At 65.9% G+C, this 20,481-nt stretch carries 21 protein-coding genes; 13 read left to right on the plus strand and 8 right to left on the minus strand.

Translation table 11 applies throughout. From position 1 onward, the window contains the following. Nucleotides 1–13: 13 nt before the first annotated feature. The 5 genes from QX048_RS08325 to QX048_RS08345 form a co-directional block, all read right to left on the minus strand. Nucleotides 14–475, minus strand: coding sequence for a GNAT family N-acetyltransferase (locus QX048_RS08325; RefSeq protein WP_315714109.1), 462 nt, complete (start codon nucleotides 473–475; stop codon nucleotides 14–16). Nucleotides 476–536: 61 nt separating this feature from the next. Further along, the gene (locus QX048_RS08330; protein WP_316192024.1) at nucleotides 537–731 is read right to left on the minus strand and encodes a hypothetical protein; all 195 of its coding nucleotides are present in this window, start codon (nucleotides 729–731) and stop codon (nucleotides 537–539) included. 67 nt (nucleotides 732–798) lie between these two features. Then, on the minus strand, nucleotides 799–1,050 hold the full coding sequence (locus QX048_RS08335) for a hypothetical protein (protein ID WP_316192023.1): 252 nt from the start codon (nucleotides 1,048–1,050) through the stop codon (nucleotides 799–801). A gap of 194 nt (nucleotides 1,051–1,244) precedes the next feature. After that, complete coding sequence (locus QX048_RS08340) at nucleotides 1,245–1,895, minus strand: glutathione S-transferase family protein (protein ID WP_315714112.1); 651 nt, start codon at nucleotides 1,893–1,895, stop codon at nucleotides 1,245–1,247. A gap of 193 nt (nucleotides 1,896–2,088) precedes the next feature. Beyond that, on the minus strand, nucleotides 2,089–3,321 hold the full coding sequence (locus QX048_RS08345) for a glycosyltransferase family 87 protein (protein ID WP_316200317.1): 1,233 nt from the start codon (nucleotides 3,319–3,321) through the stop codon (nucleotides 2,089–2,091). Between the two features lie 191 nt (nucleotides 3,322–3,512). Between QX048_RS08345 and QX048_RS08350 the strand changes: the two genes are divergently transcribed. The 8 genes from QX048_RS08350 (at nucleotide 3,513) to QX048_RS08385 (ending at nucleotide 12,291) form a co-directional block, all read left to right on the plus strand. After that, the gene (locus QX048_RS08350; protein ID WP_315714114.1) at nucleotides 3,513–4,715 is read left to right on the plus strand and encodes a pyridoxal phosphate-dependent aminotransferase; all 1,203 of its coding nucleotides are present in this window, start codon (nucleotides 3,513–3,515) and stop codon (nucleotides 4,713–4,715) included. A 120-nt stretch (nucleotides 4,716–4,835) separates the two neighbouring features. Then, nucleotides 4,836–5,360 carry a DUF992 domain-containing protein gene (locus QX048_RS08355; RefSeq protein WP_316192021.1) on the plus strand — a complete coding sequence of 175 codons (525 nt, stop codon included), beginning with the start codon at nucleotides 4,836–4,838 and terminating at the stop codon, nucleotides 5,358–5,360. Between the two features lie 197 nt (nucleotides 5,361–5,557). Beyond that, on the plus strand, nucleotides 5,558–6,034 hold the full coding sequence (locus tag QX048_RS08360; RefSeq protein WP_315714116.1) for a DUF992 domain-containing protein: 477 nt from the start codon (nucleotides 5,558–5,560) through the stop codon (nucleotides 6,032–6,034). Between the two features lie 176 nt (nucleotides 6,035–6,210). Then, nucleotides 6,211–8,259, plus strand: a complete 2,049-nt coding sequence (locus QX048_RS08365; protein WP_315750067.1) for an elongation factor G — start codon at nucleotides 6,211–6,213, stop codon at nucleotides 8,257–8,259. 204 nt (nucleotides 8,260–8,463) lie between these two features. Then, nucleotides 8,464–8,766 carry a helix-turn-helix transcriptional regulator gene (locus QX048_RS08370; RefSeq protein WP_315757334.1) on the plus strand — a complete coding sequence of 101 codons (303 nt, stop codon included), beginning with the start codon at nucleotides 8,464–8,466 and terminating at the stop codon, nucleotides 8,764–8,766. Between the two features lie 94 nt (nucleotides 8,767–8,860). After that, the gene (locus QX048_RS08375; protein WP_315750068.1) at nucleotides 8,861–10,624 is read left to right on the plus strand and encodes a SulP family inorganic anion transporter; all 1,764 of its coding nucleotides are present in this window, start codon (nucleotides 8,861–8,863) and stop codon (nucleotides 10,622–10,624) included. A gap of 102 nt (nucleotides 10,625–10,726) precedes the next feature. Then, nucleotides 10,727–11,569 (plus strand): shikimate dehydrogenase, encoded by an 843-nt coding sequence (locus QX048_RS08380; RefSeq protein WP_316200316.1) that lies wholly within the window; start codon nucleotides 10,727–10,729, stop codon nucleotides 11,567–11,569. Nucleotides 11,570–11,712: 143 nt separating this feature from the next. Beyond that, on the plus strand, nucleotides 11,713–12,291 hold the full coding sequence (locus QX048_RS08385) for a hypothetical protein (RefSeq protein ID WP_410052158.1): 579 nt from the start codon (nucleotides 11,713–11,715) through the stop codon (nucleotides 12,289–12,291). 265 nt (nucleotides 12,292–12,556) lie between these two features. Here QX048_RS08385 and QX048_RS08390 read toward each other — a convergent pair whose 3' ends face one another. Next, on the minus strand, nucleotides 12,557–13,693 hold the full coding sequence (locus QX048_RS08390; protein WP_315714121.1) for an alpha-hydroxy acid oxidase: 1,137 nt from the start codon (nucleotides 13,691–13,693) through the stop codon (nucleotides 12,557–12,559). A 406-nt stretch (nucleotides 13,694–14,099) separates the two neighbouring features. On the opposite strand from QX048_RS08390, the gene glmM reads away from it, so the two are divergent. From glmM to QX048_RS08410, 4 genes are all read left to right on the plus strand, one after another. Then, a complete protein-coding gene (gene glmM, locus QX048_RS08395; protein ID WP_316169324.1) occupies nucleotides 14,100–15,449 on the plus strand; it encodes a phosphoglucosamine mutase in 1,350 nt (449 codons plus the stop codon). A gap of 401 nt (nucleotides 15,450–15,850) precedes the next feature. Then, nucleotides 15,851–16,693, plus strand: a complete 843-nt coding sequence (locus tag QX048_RS08400; RefSeq protein WP_315750069.1) for an outer membrane protein — start codon at nucleotides 15,851–15,853, stop codon at nucleotides 16,691–16,693. A gap of 188 nt (nucleotides 16,694–16,881) precedes the next feature. Next, on the plus strand, nucleotides 16,882–17,709 hold the full coding sequence (locus QX048_RS08405) for an outer membrane protein (protein WP_315750070.1): 828 nt from the start codon (nucleotides 16,882–16,884) through the stop codon (nucleotides 17,707–17,709). Between the two features lie 28 nt (nucleotides 17,710–17,737). Further along, nucleotides 17,738–18,193, plus strand: coding sequence for a GNAT family N-acetyltransferase (locus QX048_RS08410; protein ID WP_315714125.1), 456 nt, complete (start codon nucleotides 17,738–17,740; stop codon nucleotides 18,191–18,193). Here the strand turns inward: QX048_RS08410 and QX048_RS08415 are convergent, their stop codons facing one another. Continuing rightward, on the minus strand, nucleotides 18,194–19,045 hold the full coding sequence (locus QX048_RS08415) for an amidohydrolase family protein (RefSeq protein WP_316192019.1): 852 nt from the start codon (nucleotides 19,043–19,045) through the stop codon (nucleotides 18,194–18,196). Then, complete coding sequence (locus QX048_RS08420) at nucleotides 19,042–20,028, minus strand: aldo/keto reductase (protein WP_315750073.1); 987 nt, start codon at nucleotides 20,026–20,028, stop codon at nucleotides 19,042–19,044. The genes QX048_RS08415 and QX048_RS08420 overlap by 4 nt, the downstream gene beginning before the upstream one ends. A 106-nt stretch (nucleotides 20,029–20,134) precedes the next feature. On the opposite strand from QX048_RS08420, the gene QX048_RS08425 reads away from it, so the two are divergent. Then, nucleotides 20,135–20,425, plus strand: coding sequence for a hypothetical protein (locus tag QX048_RS08425; RefSeq protein ID WP_315714383.1), 291 nt, complete (start codon nucleotides 20,135–20,137; stop codon nucleotides 20,423–20,425). Nucleotides 20,426–20,481: the final 56 nt, after the last annotated feature.

A 20,481-nucleotide genomic window follows, 5' to 3' on the forward strand; every position in this document is an offset into this window, starting at 1 on the left:
TGACACCACCCGTTCACAGCGCCTTGCGGTAGACGATGAAGCCCGAGCGCTCGGCGATCTTGTCGTAGAGCGCCTGTGCCGTGGTGTTGGTCTCGTGCGTCTGCCAATAGACCCGCGGCGCACCGGCCTGACGCGCTTCGCGGTAGACCGCCTCGATCAGCGCCCGTCCGACGCCCTTGCCGCGGGCGGCCTCGCTCGTGAACAGGTCGTTGAGATAGCAAAGCGGCCCGATCGTGGTGGTGGCGCGATGAAACAGGTAGTGCGCCAGGCCGATCAACTCGCCACCGCTCTCGGCGACCAGGGCATGGACCGGCTCGTCGGCATCGAAGAAGCGCGACCATGTCATCGCGGTCACCTCGGCCGGCAGCGCCGTCGGCCCCGAACGGCCGTAGAAGGCATTGTAGCCGTCCCAGAGCGGCAGCCAGCGATCATGGTCGTCGCGCGCGATGGCGCGCACAGTGAGTGCTTCGTGCATGAAGGCTTCGCCGTCCGTTTGAATCTCGACGGACCTTCGATACGCGCAGCCGCGTTGGCGATCAATCCGGGACGGGCTGCACCGGTTCGGCGGTGGGCGGCCGTACCAGCTCGACATAGACAGACCGATCTTCCTCGGTCAGCGGCGAGAGCGAGAGCTCGCCCCGCCGCTCGATCAGGATCAGCAGTGACGCCGCCAGCAGGATCGCGAGTGCCAGGGTCACGGCAACGATTACGACCGTTGATTTCATCGCCATTTTGTGCGCGAGACAATCATCGCCTGTTGTCGCGAAAACCGCGAAGGGTTGTCAAAATGGCTTCCTGTTAAGCGGGCATCGACAAGACGGCGCGGATCGACACCACCGCGATGGTGACGCAGACACCCAATGAGAGCGTGCTGGCCGCGATCGTTGCGACCACGGCGGTGGTCAGGCTGGGCGAAAGGGTGAGCGTCGCGTCGTCGTGAAAGCCGCTGATCGGCGTGAGGAGCCCTCGACAATGGTCCGACTGCTGCGGCGACGCATGGCCGCGGACCCAACTGAACCTCGGAACGGAAGCAAGACGCCACCCGGACATGAAGTCGAAATCCCTTACCCATACATCCGCGAGCGAATCACTCGCAGAGGTAAATTCTAAGGTCGCGCTGGGCAGGATTGCGGCGGCAAATCGGAAAAAAAGGCAGGAACATGGCGCTGGCGGTGTTTGTTCCCGCCGAAGCGTGTATTTTCCCCGCTGTTCTACGGACGGTCCGTAGTCTTACGGTGAATGCCTCACCCGTAGTCGGCGGCGATGCCTGCCGAATCGATCAGCGCCGGCTGCCAATCCATCGCGACGAAACCGGGTGTCTGTTCGACGCGGCGCAGCCAGTTGCGGATCTTCGGGAAGGTCGACAGGTCGAAGTCGCAGCGATCGGCGACGTGGGTGTAGCCGTAGAGCGCGATGTCGGCGACCGTCAGCTGCTTCGCGGCAAAGTAGTCGTTGCTCTTGAGATGATTCTCCATCACCTGGAGCGCGGCGTAGCCGCGCTCCATCCAGTCCTCGAGCGCATGCGTCTGCAGGTCGCGCCCGCCCTTGACCAGCAGCAGCCAGAAATAGGCGGCGCCGATGTTCGGCTCCAGCGCATGCTGCTCGAAGAACATCCACTGCAGCGCTTCGGCGCGCTCGATGCGCTGCTCCGGCACCAGCGGCGTGCCGCCGGCGACATACCAGAGGATCGCGTTCGATTCGGCGATGAAGCGGTCCTCGCCGACCTCCAGCAGCGGCACCTGGCCGCTGGGATTCTTGGCGAGAAAATCCGGCGTGCGGCTCTCGCCGCGCAGGATGTCGATCTCGATCGCCTGATAGGGCGCGTTCAGAAGCGCGAGCGCAAGGCGGACCTTGTAGCTGTTGCCTGACCGCTGCATCGAATAGAGCTTGTACATCCGGCCGATTTCGAGTTCGAGGAATCAAAGGTTGGACGCATCGCACATCCAGACGCCAGATCGTCCCGCAATGCGGCCAGACAATGATGCCGATGGGCGCAGGCTGCAAGAGCCGGCGGATGGAAAAAGTCGAAATGCGCTACTGCACTGCACTCTCGAATAACAACTTTCCAATAGATTCAAACAATCGAGATCACGCCTGCGCGATGCGCGCGTGTCCACCGATCTCGACGGCGCGATCGGTGAGTGCGCGGCGCAGGGTCAGCGCGAACAGGGCCATCAGAACGATGAGGCCCAGCGGTATCGTCGTCAGCCCGGCGACACTGCGCGAGAGCAGCGGCACGATCCAGGCGGCCGCGAGCACGCTGAGCTCGTAGTCGCGAAAGCCGTTCGCGAGGCCGTGCCGGACGAAGAAGATGATCGCGACCGCGACGACGACGAGGTCGTAGTCGAGCACGTAGGGCGTCGCCAGCAGGCTCGCGCTCGCCAGTGCCGAAGCCTTGAGATCGAACGCGGCCTCGCTCTGCCACAGCCATGCAAGTCCGGCCGCGAGCGACAGCGCCAGCAGGCTCTGCAGCGCATAGGCGGACCTGATATCGGCGCCCCAATGACGCGCGGCCGAGAACACCGACTGGATCTTCTCCCAGCCGGTGCCGCCTTGCTCAAGCACGACGCTCTGTGTGAAGGTCATCGACTGGAAGAAAGCGTGCCAGACGTCGCTGCCGAGCGCGGCGAAGCTGATCGCGACCAGCGCGGCCACCGTGGCGGCTGCCGCAGCAATCGTCGGCCAGCGCGTGCCTGCGAGCAGCGCCACGGGAATGAGCACGCCGAATTGCGGCTTGTAGGCGAGCAGGCCGATCAGGAAGCCGGCCGCCCACGGCCGGCCGCGCTCCATCAGCAACAGCGCGCCGCCGAGCAGCGCCGCGGTGAAAAACGCGTTCTGGCCGTGACCGATGTTGACGAACACGGCGGGAAAGGCGGTCGCGACCAGCAGGGTCCCGGAACGCGGCAGGATTGCGCGCATGACCGCGAGGTATGCGAGCAGGCTCGACACGACCCAGAGCGCGAGCCCTCCGGCATAGGGCAGCAGGGCGGTGATGGCGGCGATCGCGAAGAAGAAGGGCGGGTAGTGCCAGCCGAAGAACGGCACGTCGCGGCCGTTGAATACGGCCTTTTCCGTCGCATGCTGCAGCGGCGGATCATAGGCATCGGCCGCCTTGCCCTGAAGGGTCAGCACGCCTGCCGCATAGACATTGGAGAAGTCGGTGCCGATCGGCTTGCCGTTGCGGTCGACCAGGCCATCGGACAGCGCGATCCAGCCGGCGATTGCCGCGATCGTGACCGCGAGCAGAATCCAGCTGTAGGACTTGATCCGCGTGGCCGTCAGCCAGTCGCCGGATCGCAGGGCGTACCCGATAGTGGTCATTTCGGCCTGAGACTCTGGATAATCGTCGGTCCACGCTAACGGGGCGGCTTTAACGTTCTCTAAAGTCTTGGGAGCCATGTGCCCAAGCTTCTTGCGATGCAGCGCTGGGGGCCCTACAAATGGGCGTTTCCCTGACATGACTGGTCGTGGCCCCGAGGGGGTGATTCACGACGCCTGCATAGGAGCTGATGATGTCCTTTCTCGCCGCTGCGCTCGACCGTGTGAAGCCGTCCGCGACCATCGCGGTCACGGATAAAGCGCGCGTCCTCAAAGCGGCGGGCCGCAACGTCATCGGCCTCGGCGCCGGCGAGCCGGATTTCGATACGCCCGACAACATCAAGCAGGCCGCGATCAAGGCGATCCAGGACGGCAAGACCAAGTATACCGCGGTCGACGGCATCCCCGAGCTGAAGGAAGCCATCATCGGCAAGTTCCAGCGCGAGAACGGCCTCACCTATAAGCCGAACCAGGTGATCGTCGGCGTCGGCGGCAAGCAGGTGCTGTACAATGCGCTGATGGCGACCATCAATCCCGGCGACCAGGTGATCATCCCGGCGCCGTACTGGGTCAGCTATCCCGAGATGGTCGCGCTCGCCGGCGGCGAGCCGGTGCCGGTGGTCTGCACCGCCGCCCACGGCTTCAAGCTGCAGCCGGAGGCGCTGGAGAAGGCGATCACGCCGAAGACCAAGTGGCTGATCCTGTGTTCGCCGTCGAACCCGACCGGCGCGGCCTACACCAAGGCCGAGCTGAAGGCGCTCACCGAGGTGCTGGTCAAGCATCCGCATGTCTGGATCATGACCGACGACATGTACGAGCACCTCGTCTATGACGACTTCGTGTTCACCACGCCGGCGCAGGTCGAGCCCTCGCTGTTCGACCGCACGCTGACCGTGAACGGCGTCTCCAAGGCCTATTGCATGACCGGCTGGCGCATCGGCTATGCCGGCGGCCCGGCGCACCTGATCAAGGCGATGGCGACGATCCAGTCGCAGTCGACCTCGAACCCGTGCTCGATCGCGCAATGGGCGGCGGTGGAGGCCTTGAACGGTCCGCAGGACTTCATCCCGGCCAACAACAAGGTGTTCAAGGAGCGCCGCGACCTCGTGGTGTCGATGCTGAACCAGGCGAATGGCATCGAATGCCCGCGGCCGGAAGGCGCGTTCTACGTCTATCCGTCCTGCGCCGGGACGATCGGCAAGACCGCGCCGTCGGGCAAGGTGATCGACAATGACGAGGCCTTCGTCACCGAGCTGCTGGAGACCGAGGGCGTCGCCGTGGTGCAGGGCTCGGCTTTCGGCCTCGGCCCGGCCTTCCGCATCTCCTACGCGACCAAGACCTCCGACCTCGAGGACGCCTGCAAGCGCATCCAGCGCTTCTGCGGCAATCTGAGGTAATCGGGCAACATCCCTCTCGAAACACCAGAAGCCAATTTCCAGGCCGAAAGGCGCCATGTTTTGAACATGGCGCCTTTCTTTTGTCGGCCGACAAGTCTGGTGGCGTAGGGTTGAAGTTCGATGCGGCTGCTTCTGCTGTCGATCGCGTTGATGGTGATGATCGTGCCGGTCGCGCAGGCCCATCAGGGGCGGCCGATGCGCGCCGGCGTGCTCGAATGCGAGGGACGAAAGACCTCCGGCAAGCTCGTGATGTCCCAGTCCCGCCTGCGCTGCGTGTTTCGCAGTCAGGGCCGCCAGCCGGAGCGCTATGTCGCCAGGGTCCGGCGTTACGGCCTCGATCTCGGCCTGACGGATGTGACCAGGATGGCGTGGGCGGTCAGTGCACCAGTCAACGATTTCGGCCGCAGCGAGCTGCGCGGGCGCTATGGCGGATTGTCCGCCAATGCCGCGGCTCTGGTCGGCTTCGGCGGCAGCTTCCTGGTGCGCGACACCGATCGCGCCGCGGCGCTGCAGCCGATCAGCCTGCAGGGGCAGACCGGCTTGAACCTCGCTGCCGGAATCACCGAGGTCGAGCTGGTGCCGCTGCTGCCGATCCACCCGAGCCCGAGCCGTTCATCGTCCTACTTCTCGCGCTTCTATCGCTGAGACCCTCGATCGGAGAGACTCGGACACGTCCAGGCGAACGCGTCGCAGTCGCTGCCTGCGTCGGCGCGCCGGCTCGTGCCGACGGCGCGCCGAATCTGGTGCGGCTGTAAGGCTTGTGGCATAGATGTGGTGCCCTGTGATCGTGCGTCCGATCGACGGGTCTGCATCACACGTTCATTTCAGCCGGAGTTTTATTCATGCGCTCGACCATCCTCGCCGGGCTCGCCGCTGCGGTCGTCCTCTGCACCGGCACCGGCGCTGCCCAGGCGCAAGATCGCGTGCGGGTCGGTGTCCTCGAATGCCGCGGCGGCGCCAGTGTCGGCTTCATCGTCGGCTCGGTGACCCATCTCGGCTGCGTGCTGCGCGCCGACGGCCTGCCCGAGGACCGCTACGTCGCGACCATCCGTAAGGTCGGCCTCGATCTCGGCATCACCCAGGAATCGCTGCTGGCCTGGGTGGTCTATGCACCGGTCGCGCGGCTCGGGCCGGGCGATCTCTCCGGCGACTATGCCGGCGCCCAGGGCTCGGCCGCGGTCGGCGTCGGTGTCGGCGGCAACGTGCTGGTCGGCGGCTCCGCCAACTCGATCGCGCTGCAGCCGCTCAGCGTCCAGGGCCAGGTCGGCCTCAGCGTCTCGGCGGGGCTGCAAAGCCTCGAATTGCGCCCGGGGCGGTGATCTTCCCTTTGCCGTGAACAGCGATCTTCCCGCCATCGTGCGGGAAGACGGCGCGATCCCCCGCACTGCAGCAACGTTTTTCGCAGGCCGCCTGCTTGCCAAAGCGGCAGCCGAGGCAGAGCATTCGGCTTTGCCGACCCAATCAAGGGCCGAGCTCCACAACGAGGAGGCGGCGAATGGGACAAGACCTGAGAAGTCCCCGAGGTCCACGGTGCATCGCGCTGGTGGGCCCTTTCCAAAGCGGTAAAACCACTCTCTTGGAGGCGATCCTGGCGCGGACCGGCGCGATCCCGCGCGCGGGCAGCGTCGACGCCGGCACCTCCGTCGGCGATGCCAGCCCGGAGGCGCGTCAGCACAAGATGAGCGTCGCCATGACGGCGGCGACCACGACCTTCATGGGCGACAGCTACACCTTCCTCGACTGTCCTGGCTCGATCGAATTCATCCACGACATGCGCGCCGCGCTGCCGGCGGTCGATGCCGCCATCGTGGTCTGCGAGGCGGACGAGAAGAAGCTGCCGCAATTGCAGATCATCCTGCGCGAGCTCGAGGAGCTGCGCATTCCGCGCTTCCTGTTTCTCAACAAGATCGACCGCGCCAATGCGCGGATCAGGGAGACGCTTGCCACATTGCAGCCTGCCTCGCGCGTGCCGCTGGTGCTGCGCCAGATCCCGATCTGGAACGGCGAGCTGATCGAGGGCTTCGTCGATCTCGCATTGGAGCGCGCCTTCATCTATCGCGAGCACAAGGCGTCGGAAGTCATCGCGCTCGAAGGCGGCGATCTCGACCGCGAGAAGGAGGCGCGCTTCTCGATGCTGGAGAAGCTCGCCGATCACGACGATTCGCTGATGGAGCAGCTGCTGGAGGACATCCCGCCGCCGCGCGACGCCGTGTTCGACGATCTGGCGCGCGAATTGCGCGAGGGATTGATCTGCCCGGTGCTGCTCGGCTCGGCGTTGCGCGAGAACGGCGTGCTGCGGCTGATGAAGGCGCTGCGCCACGAGGCGCCCGGAATCGCCGAGACCGCGCAGCGGCTCGGCGTGAAGGACACCAAGGAGGCGCTCGGCTATGTCTTCAAGACGCTGCATCTGCAGCATGGTGGCAAGCTGTCATTGACGCGGGTGCTGTCCGGCCATCTCGACGACGGCGCGACGCTGCATGCCGCCTCGGGCGAGGCGGCGCGCGTGTCCGGCATCCTGGCTGCCACCGGCGCCTACGACAGCAAGCGCGCGGGCGCCCAGGCCGGGGACACGGTGGCGCTCGGCAAGCTCGACGCGGTCAAGACCGGCGATACGGTTGCGACCGGCAAGACGGCACCACCGCCGCTGGCAAAGGTGGAGGCGTGCCCGCCGGTGCTGGCGCTCTCGATCGCCGCCGTCGACCGCAAGGACGACGTCAAGCTCGGCCAGGCCTTGCAGCGGCTCCACGAGGAGGATCCGTCGCTGACCATGGTGCAGAACCCGCGCACCCACGACACCGTGCTGTGGGGGCAGGGCGAGATGCATCTGCGCGTCGCGCTGGAGCGGCTGCGCGACCGCTTCGGCGTCAACGTGAAATCGCATCAGCCTGCGATCGGCTATCAGGAGACCATCCGCAAGCCGATCACGCAGCGCGGCCGCCACAAGAAGCAGTCCGGCGGTCACGGCCAGTTCGGCGACGTCGTGCTCGACATCAGGCCGCTGCCGCGCGGCGAAGGCTTCCGCTTTGCCGAGAAGGTGGTCGGCGGCGCGGTGCCGCGCAACTACATCCCGGCGGTGGAGGAGGGCGTCGTCGACGCAATGGCCCGCGGCCCCCTGGGCTTTCCGGTGATCGACGTCGAGGTGACGCTCACCGACGGCTCCTATCACAGCGTGGATTCGTCCGACCTCGCGTTCCGCACCGCGGCGCGGGTCGGCGTCGGCGAGGGGCTGCCGCAATGCCAGCCGGTGCTGCTGGAGCCGATTCACACCGTTGAGATCGTCTGCCCGACGGAAGCGACCGCCAGGATCAACGCGATCCTGTCGGCGCGGCGCGGCCAGATCCTGTCGTTCGACACCCGCGACGGCTGGCCGGGCTGGGATTGCGTCCGGGCGATGATGCCGGAGGCCGAGATCGGCGAGTTGATCGTCGAATTGCGCTCGGCGACGGCCGGCGCCGGCAGCTTCACCCGCCAATTCGACCACATGGCCGAGGTGACCGGCCGCGCCGCCGACCACATCATCGCCTCCCATCGTGACGCCGCCTGAGCCGAACGCTCCGCGCCGAACAGCGCCGGCCCGTCATCCTCTCTCGGGATGGCGGGCCGGATCGCGTCATGGCCCTCGCTCGCGCGCAGGGAACAAACGGCGAGGGCCGGGTTCCAGCTTGCGTCCGGGATCAGTTTGTGATGTATTTTACATCATTGTCTTTGTCTCAGACATCATTTATGGTGTCTGCTACGTGAGGCCATCGTGATCACGTCGTTCCAGATGCGGGCAGCGCGAGCGCTGCTCGGGATAGATCAGAGAACCTTGGCCGAGCTGGCCGGCGTGTCGCTGCCGACGATCCAGCGGATGGAAGCCTCAACGGGCAACGTCCGCGGCGTGGTGGACTCGCTGACCAAGGTCGTCGATGCGCTCAATCGTGCGGGCGTGGATCTGATCGGTGAGCATTCCCGCAGCGAGAATGGCGGGCGTGGTGTTCGCCTGAAGGACCCGGGGCCGCCCCGCCGCATGGGCCGTCAAACTGACATTGTGCGCGATGACGCGAGCTAGGCTCATCGCGCGGGCACGGGGCCCCTGGGCGCTTCGTGTGGGACGCATCGTCGGCTGCGCCGCGGCCCGATGAGGCGACGGGAGCGTGATGGGCATGAGCATCGCAAACGAACACCGTTCGCACGGGCGGGTCGGACATCATGAGCCGACCTTCGCCGAGCTTTATTCCCCCAAACTCCTGACGGTCTTGCGCGAGGGCTACGGCCTCAGCGACTTTCGCGCCGACGCGCTGGCGGGCCTGACGGTGGCGATCGTGGCGCTGCCGCTGTCGATGGCGATCGCGATCGCCTCCGGTGTCTCGCCGGGGCGTGGTCTCTACACCGCCGTGATCGGCGGCTTCCTGGTCTCGCTGCTCGGCGGCAGCCGCTTTCAGATCGGCGGTCCCGCGGGTGCCTTCATCGTGCTGGTCGCTGCGACGGTCGATCGCCAGGGTCTCGATGGCCTGCTGATCGCGACGATGATGTCCGGCGTGATGCTGGTGATCGCCGGATATCTGCGGCTCGGCACCTACATCAAGTTCATTCCCTATCCGGTCACAGTCGGCTTCACCGCGGGCATCGCCGTCATCATCTTTGCCAGCCAGCTGAAGGATCTGTTCGGTATCACGCTTGCGGGCAAGGAGCCGGGCGAGCTGCTTCCGAAGCTCACGGCGCTCGCGCATGGCGCGCCGACCGCGAGCATGTCTGCGGTCGTGACGGCCGCGCTGTCGATCGCGATCATCATCGGCCTCAAGCATCTGCGGCCGACCTGGCCCGGCATCCTGATCGCGGTGGTGGTCGCGGCCATCATCACCTTCGCGCTGCAGCTTCCGGTCGAGACCATTGGGACGAAATTCGGCGGTATCCCGCGCGAGCTGCCGGCGCCGGCGTTGCCGGCGTTTTCGCTCGCCAAGATCCAGGCGGTGTTTCCCGATGCGATCGCCTTCGCACTGCTCGGAGCCATCGAATCGCTGCTGTCGGCCGTCGTCGCCGACGGCATGACCGGCCGTCGCCATCGCTCCAACTGCGAGCTGGTGGCGCAGGGCTTTGCCAATATCGGCTCGGCCTTGTTCGGCGGCATCTGCGTCACCGGCACCATCGCGCGCACCGCCACCAATGTTCGCGCCGGCGCCCGCGGACCGGTGTCGGGCATGCTGCATTCGCTGTTTCTTTTGGTGTTCATGCTGATCGCGGCGCCGCTGGCGAGCTATATCCCGCTGTCGGCGCTCGCCGCGGTGCTCGTCGTTGTCGCCTGGAACATGGCCGAGAAGCACGAGTTCGCCACCCTGATCCGATCGTCCTGGGGCGATGCCACGGTGCTGCTCGCAACCTTCGGGCTGACGGTCTTCCGCGATCTCACCGAGGGCATCCTGGTCGGCTTCGCGCTCGGCGCCGTGCTGTTCATCAACCGGATGGCGCAGATGACCGGCGTCGAGGACGGGTCGCCTCTGGTCGCAAAGGACCGCGCCGACTTCGAGGATGAGGCGCGGGTGCCGTACAATCCGAAGCTCAGCGCCGACAAGGACGTGCTGGTCTATCGCATCACCGGTGCGTTCTTCTTCGGCGCCGCCTCGACCGTCGGCACCGTGCTCGACTCGATCGCCGACCGCCGCAAGGCCTTCGTGGTCGATTTCGCAGCGGTGCCGTTCTTGGATTCGACGGCCGCCAACGCCATGAGCCGCGTTGCCGCCAAGGCCAAGCGCCAGGGCATCCGCCTGTTCATCACCGGGGCGTCGCCGACCGTGCGTCGGGCGCTGCTGACCCATGGCGTGCGGCCGCCGCTGGTGCGCTACCGCGAGACCATCGAGCGCGCGGTGGCCGACATCAAGGGCAAGGAGACGGCACCGGCGGACGTCGCCGATGGGCTCGCCGCGAGCTGACACGCGGCCTCAACGCCGCGTCGCCGTTTGGGCCATGGCGCCTGGGGGCGACTGCCGAGCCCCAGCATTGACTCCAGCCGGGGCTTGTCCGATGTCACGGCCATGACCCTTGCCGCCAAACCCCGCGCTGCGTGCCTGATCGGCTGGCCTGCCGCGCATTCGCGCTCGCCCTTGATCCATCATCATTGGCTGCACGAGCTCGGCATTGTCGGCGGCTACACCATCGAGGCGGTGCCGCCGGAAGAGCTGGCGGACTTCGTCATGCATCTCGACCGTCGCGGCTTCGTCGGCGCCAACGTCACGATCCCGCACAAGGAGCGCGTGCTGGAGCTGAGCGAGCCGGACGCGCGTGCCCGCGCCGTCGGCGCGGCCAACACGCTCTGGTACGAGGACCACATCCTGCGGGCCACCAACACCGACGTCGAAGGCTTCATCGGCAATCTGGACGCCGCTGCCCCAGGCTGGGACCGCACCGACGAGGCGCTGGTGCTCGGCTCCGGCGGCTCGGCGCGGGCCGTCGTGTTCGGCCTGCTCGAGCGCGGCATCGGCCGCGTCCACATCATCAACCGCACCGCGGCGCGCGCACAAGCCCTGGCTGATCAGTTCGGCAGCCATGTCGTTGCCGAAGGCTGGGACCGCGTCGGCGCGCTGCTGCCGCGCGCGGGCCTGTTCGTGAACACCACCTCGCTCGGCATGCACGGTCAGCCGCCGCTCGAGCTCGACGTCGAGCTGTTGCCGCAGCAGGCCGTCGTCGCCGACATCGTCTACGTGCCGCTGGAGACGCAGTTGCTCGCGGCGGCGCGGGCGAGGGGGCTGCGCACTGCCGATGGACTCGGCATGCTGCTGCACCAGGCCGTGCGTGGCTTCGAATTGTGGTTCGGCCGCCGTCCGCAGGTCACGCCCGAGTTGCGCGCGCTGGTCGAGGCCGATCTCACAAGGGCTTGAGCGCGGAATAAGCGCAGATGGTCGGCGTCTCATTGATCGAGCGTCCGCGTAGCCCCGCATTGGACGCGGATGATCTTCTCTCGCCCTCGGAGCCATGCATGTCCGCTCGTCTCATCCTGTTCCGTTCCGTCGCTTCACTCGCCATGGCTGCGACTGTATCCGCGCTCGCCATCGCCCAGCAGGCGCCGGTGCCGACGCGCGTGCGCGGCGCCATCGAAAGCGTCGACGCCAATACGATGACGGTGAAAGCCCGCAGCGGCGAGATCTTCAAGCTGCGCATGGCCGGTGATCTGCGCGTCTCGGGTGTCGTCAAGGCGCAGCTTTCCGACATCAAGCTGGGCTCGTTCATCGGCGCCACCACGGTGCCCGGCCCGGATGGCGCGCCGAAGGCGGTCGAGATCCACATTTTTCCCGAGGACATGCGCGGAACGGGCGAAGGCTCGCGGTCGTGGGACCTGAAGCCGAACTCGAGCATGACCAACGCCACCGTGTCCGAAAGCTCGGTCTCGACCGACGGTCACTCGCTGCTCGTCAAGTACAAGGGGGGCGAAAAGCGCGTCGACATTACGCCGGACACGCCGATCGTCACCTTCGTGCCCGGCGACGAGTCCGAGCTGAAAGCCGGCGCCAAGGTGATCGCCACCGTCAAGCAATTGCCTGACGGTTCGCTCGAGACCAGCCGCGTCAGCGTCGGCCGCGATGGGCTGACGCCGCCGATGTGACCTGCCTTTCTCTGTGTGCTCAACTGCGTCTCCGTTGCCGGTGTCGTCCCTGCGAACGCAGGGACCCATACCCCCAGGGAGGAGTTTAGGGCGCAGTGGCAATTGGGCTTTTGCCCAACACGACGGCCGCGGAGTATGGGTCCCGGATCAGCGCCGCGCCGCGCTGACGCGCGTCACGGCTTGTCCGGGACGACAGCTTTTGCATGGTGGAAGTCGGGGGCGCGTAAGCTGATTAGTCCGAGCACCTTGCTCGCCGATTCTCGAGCTAATCCGCCAGCACCTTCCGGTCGATCTCGGCCACCGTGTTGACGCCGCACAGGCCCATCGTCGTCAAGAGCTCGTTGCGGATGATGTCGATGGCCTTGGCGACGCCGGCCTGGCCGCCGGCGCCGAGGCCGTAGGCATAGGCGCGGCCGAGCATGCAGGATTTGGCACCGAGCGCGAGCGCACGCATCACGTCCTGGCCGGAGCGGATGCCGCCATCGAACATGATCTCGATCTTGTCGCCGACCGCTTCCGCGATGCCGGGCAGGACGTGGATCGAGGACGGTGCGCCGTCGAGCTGGCGGCCGCCATGGTTGGAGACGACCATCGCCTGCGCGCCGGTCTCGACCGCGAGCTTGGCGTCCTCGATGTCGTGGATGCCTTTGATGATCAGCTTGCCCGGCCAGATCGAGCGGATCCAGTCGACGTCCTTCCAGTTCAGCGAGGTGTCGAACTGCGCGGCGGTCCAGGCCGAGAGCTTGGTGAGATCCTCGGTGTTCTTCACGTGGCCGGCGATGTTGCCGAAGGTGCGGCGCTTGCCCTGCAGCACGCCCTGCACCCAGGCCGGCTTGGTGGCGAAGTCGAACAGCTTCGACAGCGTCCATTCCGGCGGCACGCTCATGCCGTTCTTGATGTCCTGGTGGCGCTGGCCGATCACCTGCAGGTCGACGGTCAGGCATAGTGCGCTGCACTTCGCAGCGATCGCGCGCTCGACCAGGGCCTTGATGAAGCCGCGGTCCTTCATGACGTAGAGCTGGAACCAGAACGGCTTCTCGACGCTGCCCGCGATGTCCTCGATCGAGCAGATCGACATCGTGCTCTGCGTGAACGGGATGCCGGCGGCCTGCGCCGCGCGGCAGGCGTGAATCTCGCCGTCGCCGTGCTGCATGCCCAGGAGGCCGACCGGCGCCAGGATCAGCGGCATCGACGAGGGCTCGCCGAGGATCGTCGTCGACAGATCGCGCTTGGAGACGTCGACCAGGATGCGCTGGCGGAACTTGATCTTCTGCAGATCCTCGCGATTGGCGCGCAGCGTCTCCTCGGCATAGGAGCCACGATCGGCGTAGTCGAAGAAGGCTTTGGGCACGCGGCGCTTGTGCAGCAGGCGCAGGTCTTCAATGCAGGTGACGTGTTTCATCGCGCTCTTCGACTCCCCCACCGACGTCTCGTTTCTTGGGCTCGGCAGTCCTCTAGCATCTTTGCGGCGCCTGCCAAATCCAACTTGGGAACCGCCACGGCGGCCGGGCAAGACACGCAAACTGCGAGCGTGCCGCAACAACACGGCGTCAGGGCTGCCGGAGCGAGCGCATTCCTGCTGCGCCGGGGCTCCGACGGGTGAGTTCTCCAGAGCCGTCAGGTCGAATGAAAAATTAGCCTTAACAACGGCTTACAGAGGCCGTGGCGGTTTCGTGGTAATGATTCATCACATTTTTTGAAGCCATCTTAGCCTTAAGGCGACTATAACCCGCGGGCTGACCGGCAGGGCGGGTCCTGTGATTCGCGCCCGCCGGTAACGAAATCCAGAAGCCGTTGCTGGGGGTCATATGAGCCGTAACTATTTCGGGACCGATGGGATTCGTGGCCGCGCCAACGGCCTGATCACGCCGGAACTCGCGCTCAAGGTCGGGCAGGCCGCAGGTCTTCTGTTCCAGCGCGGCGAGCATCGCCACCGGGTGGTGATCGGCAAGGATACGCGCCTTTCCGGGTACATGATCGAATACGCCATGGTGGCCGGCTTCACCTCGGTCGGCATGGACGTTCTGCTGGTCGGCCCGATGCCGACGCCCGCGGTCGCCATGCTCACCAAGTCGATGCGCGCCGATCTCGGCGTCATGATCTCGGCCTCGCACAATCTGTTCGAGGACAACGGCATCAAGCTGTTCGGGCCGCAGGGTTTCAAGCTGTCCGACGATGTCGAGAGGCAGATCGAGCAACTGCTCGATGAATCGCTCGACAAGAAGCTGGCGCAGAGCGCGAGCCTCGGCCGCGCCCGCCGCATCGACGGCGTGCACGATCGCTACATCGAATTCGCCAAGCGCACGCTGCCGCGCGACCTCTCGCTCGACGGCCTGCGCGTGGTGGTCGATTGCGCCAACGGCGCGGCCTACAAGGTCGTGCCCGAGGCGCTGTGGGAGCTCGGCGCCGATGTGATCTCGATCGGCGTGGAGCCGGACGGCTTCAACATCAACAAGGAATGCGGCTCGACCTCGCCGGAGGCACTGTGCCGGAAGGTACGGGAAATGCGCGCCGACATCGGCATCGCGCTCGACGGCGACGCGGATCGCGTGATCCTGGTCGACGAGCGCGGCCACATCGTCGATGGCGACCAGCTGCTCGCGGTCATCGCGCAGAGCTGGAAGGAGGACGGCCGCCTGGCGCGCGCCGGTATTGTCGCGACCGTGATGTCCAATCTCGGTCTCGAGCGCTTCCTGCAGGGGCAAGGGCTCGAGCTGGTGCGCACGCCGGTCGGCGACCGCTATGTGCTCGAGCGCATGCTGGCCGACGGCTACAATCTCGGCGGCGAGCAGTCGGGCCATATCATTCTCTCGGACTACGCGACCACGGGCGACGGCTTCGTCGCGGCGCTGCAGGTGCTGGCGACGGTGCAGAGGCTGCGCCGTCCGGTCTCCGAGGTCTGCCATCGCTTCGATCCGCTGCCGCAGATCCTCAAGAACGTGCGCTATCGCAGCGGCAAGCCGCTCGACGCGGACGAGGTGAAGTCGGCGATCGACACCGGACAGAAGCGCCTCAACGGCCATGGCCGACTGCTCGTACGCTCCTCCGGAACCGAGCCGGTGATCCGCGTGATGGGCGAGGGTGACGACCGCGATCTGGTCGAAGAGGTCGTCGACGAGATCGTCGCTGCCGTCGGCAACGCTGCGGCTGCTGCTTGATCGCGGACGGGAATTTATCAATCTCTGCGGCCTGCCATCGACGTCGGATGGCAGGCCTTTTTGTTGGTCCCTTCTCTGTTCGCAAGCTGATGGGAGCGGATGTGCCTGATCGAGCAGGGCGCGTCGGACTGCCGGACGCGATCGCCTGCGCGCCAGCGCCCTTGGCTGCGACCGATTGAGATAGGACTCAACTAATTAGTTGTTCTTCATCCTGCGGTCAAAATTGTCGCTAACGAATTGTTAGGAGGGGTTGCTTGGCCGTTAACGACTCCGCGCGCTCATGAAAAATCAACCTTAATTATTAGGGTTAAGCGCTGCTTAAGCATTTGGCGTGATAGTGTGGCATCAGCGTGATGTGGAAGCAATTCTCCGATTGCTTCACCGGCCAAAGGGACGAAAAAATGCGTAGCGTTAAGTTTCTGATCGCCGCCGGAGCGGCCACTCTGTTTTCCACTTCGGTCTTCGCTGCCGACATGCCCATCATGCCCCCTCCGGTCTACGCGCCGCCGCCGGCGGCCGATTTCGGTGGCTGGTATCTGCGCGGCGACATCGGTTTCAGCAATCAGAAGGTCAAGGACGTCCATTACTCGCGCGAATCCGCCTACACGCCGATGACGTCGTTCAACCAGACCTCGGCGTTCGATACCGCGGGCATCTATGGCGTCGGCGTCGGCTATCGCTTCAACAGCTGGTTCCGCGCCGACGTCACCGGCCAGTATCGCGGCAATGCGAACTTCAAGGCCACCGACCGCTTCAATGCAACGGCGGGCGGCGTGCCCTACAGCGGCATCGACAATTACAGCGGCAGCAAGTCCGAATGGCTGGTGCTCGCCAACGCCTATGTCGATCTCGGCACCTGGTGGTGCGTGACGCCGTTCATCGGCGCGGGTGTCGGTGGTGCGCGGGTGACGATTTCGAATTTCACCGACACGGGCATCAACAACCTGCCGTTCACGACCACGAGCTTCGCGACGGCGCCGACCTCCTCGAAATGGAATTTCGCATGGGCGGCCCATGCCGGTCTGGCTTACAACGTCAATCCGAACCTGGTGCTGGAGCTGGCCTACAGCTACGTCGATCTCGGTCACGGGCAGACCGGTGTACTATCCGACTACGTCGGCAACACCACCGGCAACGTCTTCAAGTTCAAGGACATCACCTCGCACGACCTGAAGCTCGGCGTGCGCTGGAATTTCGACAATCCTCCGCCGCCGCCGATGCCGGCGCTGATCCGCAAGGGCTGAATCGAGCGCTCGCCCTCACTGCAAATCGAACGAACGGCGCGGGCCTCCCGCGCCGTTTCGCGTTTCTGATCGAGCGAACCGCGCGCTTTCGCTGAAAGAATTTCCGTGCAGAGCGCTGCGACAACGAATGATTAAGGTTAACGCGCGATGATCGGAACAGAGAGTCAAGTGCTGATTGGAGCGTTGCGATGCGTAGCCTGGTGGTGGCGGTTTCGGTGTGCGGCATGGTCTCCGCGGCCCAGGCCGCGGACTTGTCCGACCTTCCGATCCTGCGCGGTGGCCTGACCGAGGGCCTGAACAATTCGCGGGTCAACTGGGACGGTTACTATGTGGGCGTCCAGGGCGGCTACGGCTCGTCCGATGAGAATTTCAACGGCTCGACCAAGAACATGACGGCGGCGGTGTTGGCCAACACGCTGATCGAGAGCCAGATGCAGGTATCGTCCTGGAACCCGAATCTCGGCAAGCAATCCTCGCGCGCATCGGGCTTCGGCGCCTTCGTCGGCTACAACAGTCAGTGGGACGACGTCGTGCTCGGCGTCGAGGCGAGCTATCTGCACGGCAAATACGGCGGCATGGCCTCTTCGAGCCGCACGCTCGTCAGCACGGCCGCACTGACCGACGGCAACTTCCACGCCGTGACGTCGACGCAGTCCTCGCAGATCTCGATCACCGACATGGCGACGATCCGCGGTCGTGCCGGCTATGCGATGGGTTGCTTCCTGCCCTACGCATTTTTCGGCCTTGCACTCGGCAACGCAGATATCGGCCAGTCCGTGACGGTTCAGGACCGGGTCAGCACGACATTTCTCGGCACCTACACGCCGCTTGCGCCGCTCAGCGCTAACAACCTTCAGCACAATCACCTGATCTACGGCTACAGCGCCGGTCTCGGCGTCGACGTCAATCTGGTCGGCGGCCTGTTTGCGCGGGCCGAATACGAATACGTCCGCTTCACCTCGACGGTCGACACCAGCATCAATACGGTGCGCGCGGGCCTCGGCTACAAGTTCTGAGCTGATTGCAAGCCTGTCCTGTATGCCGATGTCCGTCAGCATCCGTCCTGCGCAGCGCGACGACGTCGCTGCCATTGTCGCCATGCTCGCCGACGATCATCTCGGCCGGGCGCGCGAGCGCCTCGAGCAGCCGTTGCCGCAGTCCTACTACGACGCGTTCGAGACGATCGCGCGGGATGGGAACATCACCCTGATCGTTGCCGAGGAGGCGGGCCGGGTGGTCGGCTGCCTGCAACTCTGCATCCTGCCCGGGCTCAGCTCGCAAGGCGCGTCGCGCGCGCTGGTCGAGGATGTTCGGGTCGCCACCGACCGCCGCAGCCGCGGCATCGGCGAGCAGCTGCTGCAATGGGCGATCGCCGAGGCGCGCAAGCAGCGCTGCAATCTGGTCGAGCTGATGACGCATCAAAGCCGCACCGACGCGCAACGCTTCTACGGGCGGCTCGGCTTCGCCAAGAGCCATTTCGGCATGGTGATGCGGTTCTGATCAGCGCGGCAGGCGGTAGGCCGCGACGGCGTTCGGGCCGAACGCCTTGTCGCGGATGTCCGAGCCGAGCTGTGTCAGGCAGCGCTCGAGCGCCTGCTTGATTTCACGGTAGCTGCCGGCGAGCAGGCAGACCGGCCAGTCCGAGCCGAAGATCAGCCTGTCGGCGCCGAAACAGCGCGCCACATGTGTCACGTAGGGCTGCAGCCGCTCCGCGTCCCAGTCGGTCCAGACGGCTTCCGTGGCGAGCCCCGACACCTTGCACCAGACATTGCCGCAAGCCGCGAGCTCGGCGATGCGATCGGCCCAGTCCTGATCGAAGCCGGTTGCGATCGGCGGCTTGGCGGCGTGGTCCAGCACGAAGCGCGCTCTTGGAAAGGCGCGCACCGTCGCAATCGCCGCTGGCAGCTCTCGCGTGCGCACCAGCAGATCGTACGTCAAGTCGTGCGCGAACGCGCTGTCGAGGCCGCGCCTGACGTCGCCGCGAAAGATCCACGCCGGATCTGCCTCGTCATGGACCTGGTGGCGGATGCCGACCAGCCTGTCGCCGCCGGGCAGGCCGCGCAGCCGGTCGATCGTCGACCCTATCGACGGATCGGTCAGGTCGACCCAGCCGACGACCCCGCCGACGAATGGCGTCGCATGGGCGATGCGCAGGAATTCCTCGGTCTCGTCGAGCGACGAGCGGGTCTGCACCAGGATGCTGGCGTCGAGAGCGTTCTCGGCCAGCAGCGGGGCGAGGTCGGCGGGACCGAACGGACGGCGGATCGGCGCCAGCGCGTCGCCGGCCATCCACGGATAGTCGGCGCGACCGGGATCCCAGAAGTGCTGATGCGCGTCGATGACACGGCTCATGGCGCGTCTCCCGGCAGCGGCGCCCGAGCATCGACGAGATTGCTGGCACGCAGGTCGCGCCAGAAGGCGGGCGGGATCGGAGCTTGCGCCATCGCGATGTTGTCGGCCGCCTCCTGCGCATTGCGGGCGCCCTGCAGGCCGACGGTCACGGCGGGATGGGCCAGGCAGAACTGGATCGCGGCAGCCTTGAGCTCGGTGCCGTGCTGTCTGCACAGCGCATCGAGCTGGCGCGCCCGCGCCACCAGCGCGGCATCGGCATCTTCGTAGTTGAACTTCGCCGGCCCGTGAGGGTTGGCGAGAATGCCGCTGTTGTAGATGCCGCCGAGAATGATGGCGATGTTGTTCTCGCGGCAGATCGGAAAGAGCGTCGTCAGCGCGCCCTGGTCGAGCAGCGTGTAACGGCCCGCCAGGAGAAAGCAGTCGACCGGAACGGCCTGCGCAAAGCGCGTCAGCATCTCCGACTGGTTCATGCCGGCGCCGATCGCCTGGATGCTGCCGTCGTCGCGCAGCCGCTGCAGCGCGCGAAAGGCGCCGGCCACAGCCTCGTCATAGTGATCGTCGGGATCATGCACGAGCAGGATGTCGATGCGATCGAGGCCGAGCCGGACCAGGCTCTCCTCGACCGAACGCATTACGCCGTCATAGGAGTAATCGAACCGCGGCCGCAGCGGCGGCGTGCCCTTGTAGTGCGGATCTTCGCCCGAGGCGGTCGGGTCCGGCCGCAGCAGCCGGCCGACCTTGGTCGAGATCACATAGCTGTCGCGCGGCTGCCGGCGCAGAAATGCACCGAGCCTCTGCTCGGCGAGGCCGAAGCCGTAGAGCGGCGCGGTGTCGTAGAAGCGCACGCCGCGCGCCCACGCCGCGGCGATCGTGGCTTCGGCATCGCCGTCGCTGACCGGCTCGAAAAGACCGCCGAGCGGCGCCGTCCCGAGGCCGAGTCGGGTGATGTCGAGCGGGCTCCTCCCGAGACGGACGCGTTCCATTCTTCTATCCTTGTTGTTCGGCGCGTGCAGATCGCGTCATTGTGCACGGATGCGTTCGACGAAACAATGACGTCGCATGGTGCAGTACAACGAAGAGGAGAGGACGATGTCGGCGATCAATCCACTGACGGCCTTCGGTGTCGTGCTGGCGACGGCTGCCACCGACGCGGTCTACGTCATGTTCACGTCGGCGGTCGTTGCCAAGCGACGGTTGTCAGCGGCGACCTGGAGCTCGATCTGGTACATGCTGTCGTCATTCGCGGTGATCAGCTACACGGAGAACTGGATCTACGTCGCATTCGCGGCGGTCGGCTCCTGGATCGGCGCCTACGGCTCGATGACCTTCCTGCATCGTCCGCCGGCTGGTCAGGCACCGGTCGGCGCCGCGCCGGAATGAATTGCATTCGCTTGCATGCCAGCACGACCGCGTGAACGCAGACAGGAGGCGCGCGA

Origin of the sequence: Bradyrhizobium sp. SZCCHNS30572 (assembly GCF_032484415.1) — a bacterium.
GTDB lineage: Bacteria > Pseudomonadota > Alphaproteobacteria > Rhizobiales > Xanthobacteraceae > Bradyrhizobium.

Coding starts and splice junctions, on each gene's coding strand:
- QX048_RS08325 (WP_315714109.1), bottom strand. CDS start 475: ATGCACGAAGCACTCACTGTGCGCGCCATCGCGCGCGACGACCATGAT.
- QX048_RS08330 (WP_316192024.1), bottom strand. CDS start 731: ATGGCGATGAAATCAACGGTCGTAATCGTTGCCGTGACCCTGGCACTC.
- QX048_RS08335 (WP_316192023.1), bottom strand. CDS start 1,050: ATGTCCGGGTGGCGTCTTGCTTCCGTTCCGAGGTTCAGTTGGGTCCGC.
- QX048_RS08340 (WP_315714112.1), bottom strand. CDS start 1,895: ATGTACAAGCTCTATTCGATGCAGCGGTCAGGCAACAGCTACAAGGTC.
- QX048_RS08345 (WP_316200317.1), bottom strand. CDS start 3,321: ATGACCACTATCGGGTACGCCCTGCGATCCGGCGACTGGCTGACGGCC.
- QX048_RS08350 (WP_315714114.1), top strand. CDS start 3,513: ATGTCCTTTCTCGCCGCTGCGCTCGACCGTGTGAAGCCGTCCGCGACC.
- QX048_RS08355 (WP_316192021.1), top strand. CDS start 4,836: ATGCGGCTGCTTCTGCTGTCGATCGCGTTGATGGTGATGATCGTGCCG.
- QX048_RS08360 (WP_315714116.1), top strand. CDS start 5,558: ATGCGCTCGACCATCCTCGCCGGGCTCGCCGCTGCGGTCGTCCTCTGC.
- QX048_RS08365 (WP_315750067.1), top strand. CDS start 6,211: ATGGGACAAGACCTGAGAAGTCCCCGAGGTCCACGGTGCATCGCGCTG.
- QX048_RS08375 (WP_315750068.1), top strand. CDS start 8,861: ATGAGCATCGCAAACGAACACCGTTCGCACGGGCGGGTCGGACATCAT.
- QX048_RS08380 (WP_316200316.1), top strand. CDS start 10,727: ATGACCCTTGCCGCCAAACCCCGCGCTGCGTGCCTGATCGGCTGGCCT.
- QX048_RS08385 (WP_410052158.1), top strand. CDS start 11,713: ATGGCTGCGACTGTATCCGCGCTCGCCATCGCCCAGCAGGCGCCGGTG.
- QX048_RS08390 (WP_315714121.1), bottom strand. CDS start 13,693: ATGAAACACGTCACCTGCATTGAAGACCTGCGCCTGCTGCACAAGCGC.
- glmM (WP_316169324.1), top strand. CDS start 14,100: ATGAGCCGTAACTATTTCGGGACCGATGGGATTCGTGGCCGCGCCAAC.
- QX048_RS08400 (WP_315750069.1), top strand. CDS start 15,851: ATGCGTAGCGTTAAGTTTCTGATCGCCGCCGGAGCGGCCACTCTGTTT.
- QX048_RS08405 (WP_315750070.1), top strand. CDS start 16,882: ATGCGTAGCCTGGTGGTGGCGGTTTCGGTGTGCGGCATGGTCTCCGCG.
- QX048_RS08410 (WP_315714125.1), top strand. CDS start 17,738: ATGTCCGTCAGCATCCGTCCTGCGCAGCGCGACGACGTCGCTGCCATT.
- QX048_RS08415 (WP_316192019.1), bottom strand. CDS start 19,045: ATGAGCCGTGTCATCGACGCGCATCAGCACTTCTGGGATCCCGGTCGC.
- QX048_RS08420 (WP_315750073.1), bottom strand. CDS start 20,028: ATGGAACGCGTCCGTCTCGGGAGGAGCCCGCTCGACATCACCCGACTC.
- QX048_RS08425 (WP_315714383.1), top strand. CDS start 20,135: ATGTCGGCGATCAATCCACTGACGGCCTTCGGTGTCGTGCTGGCGACG.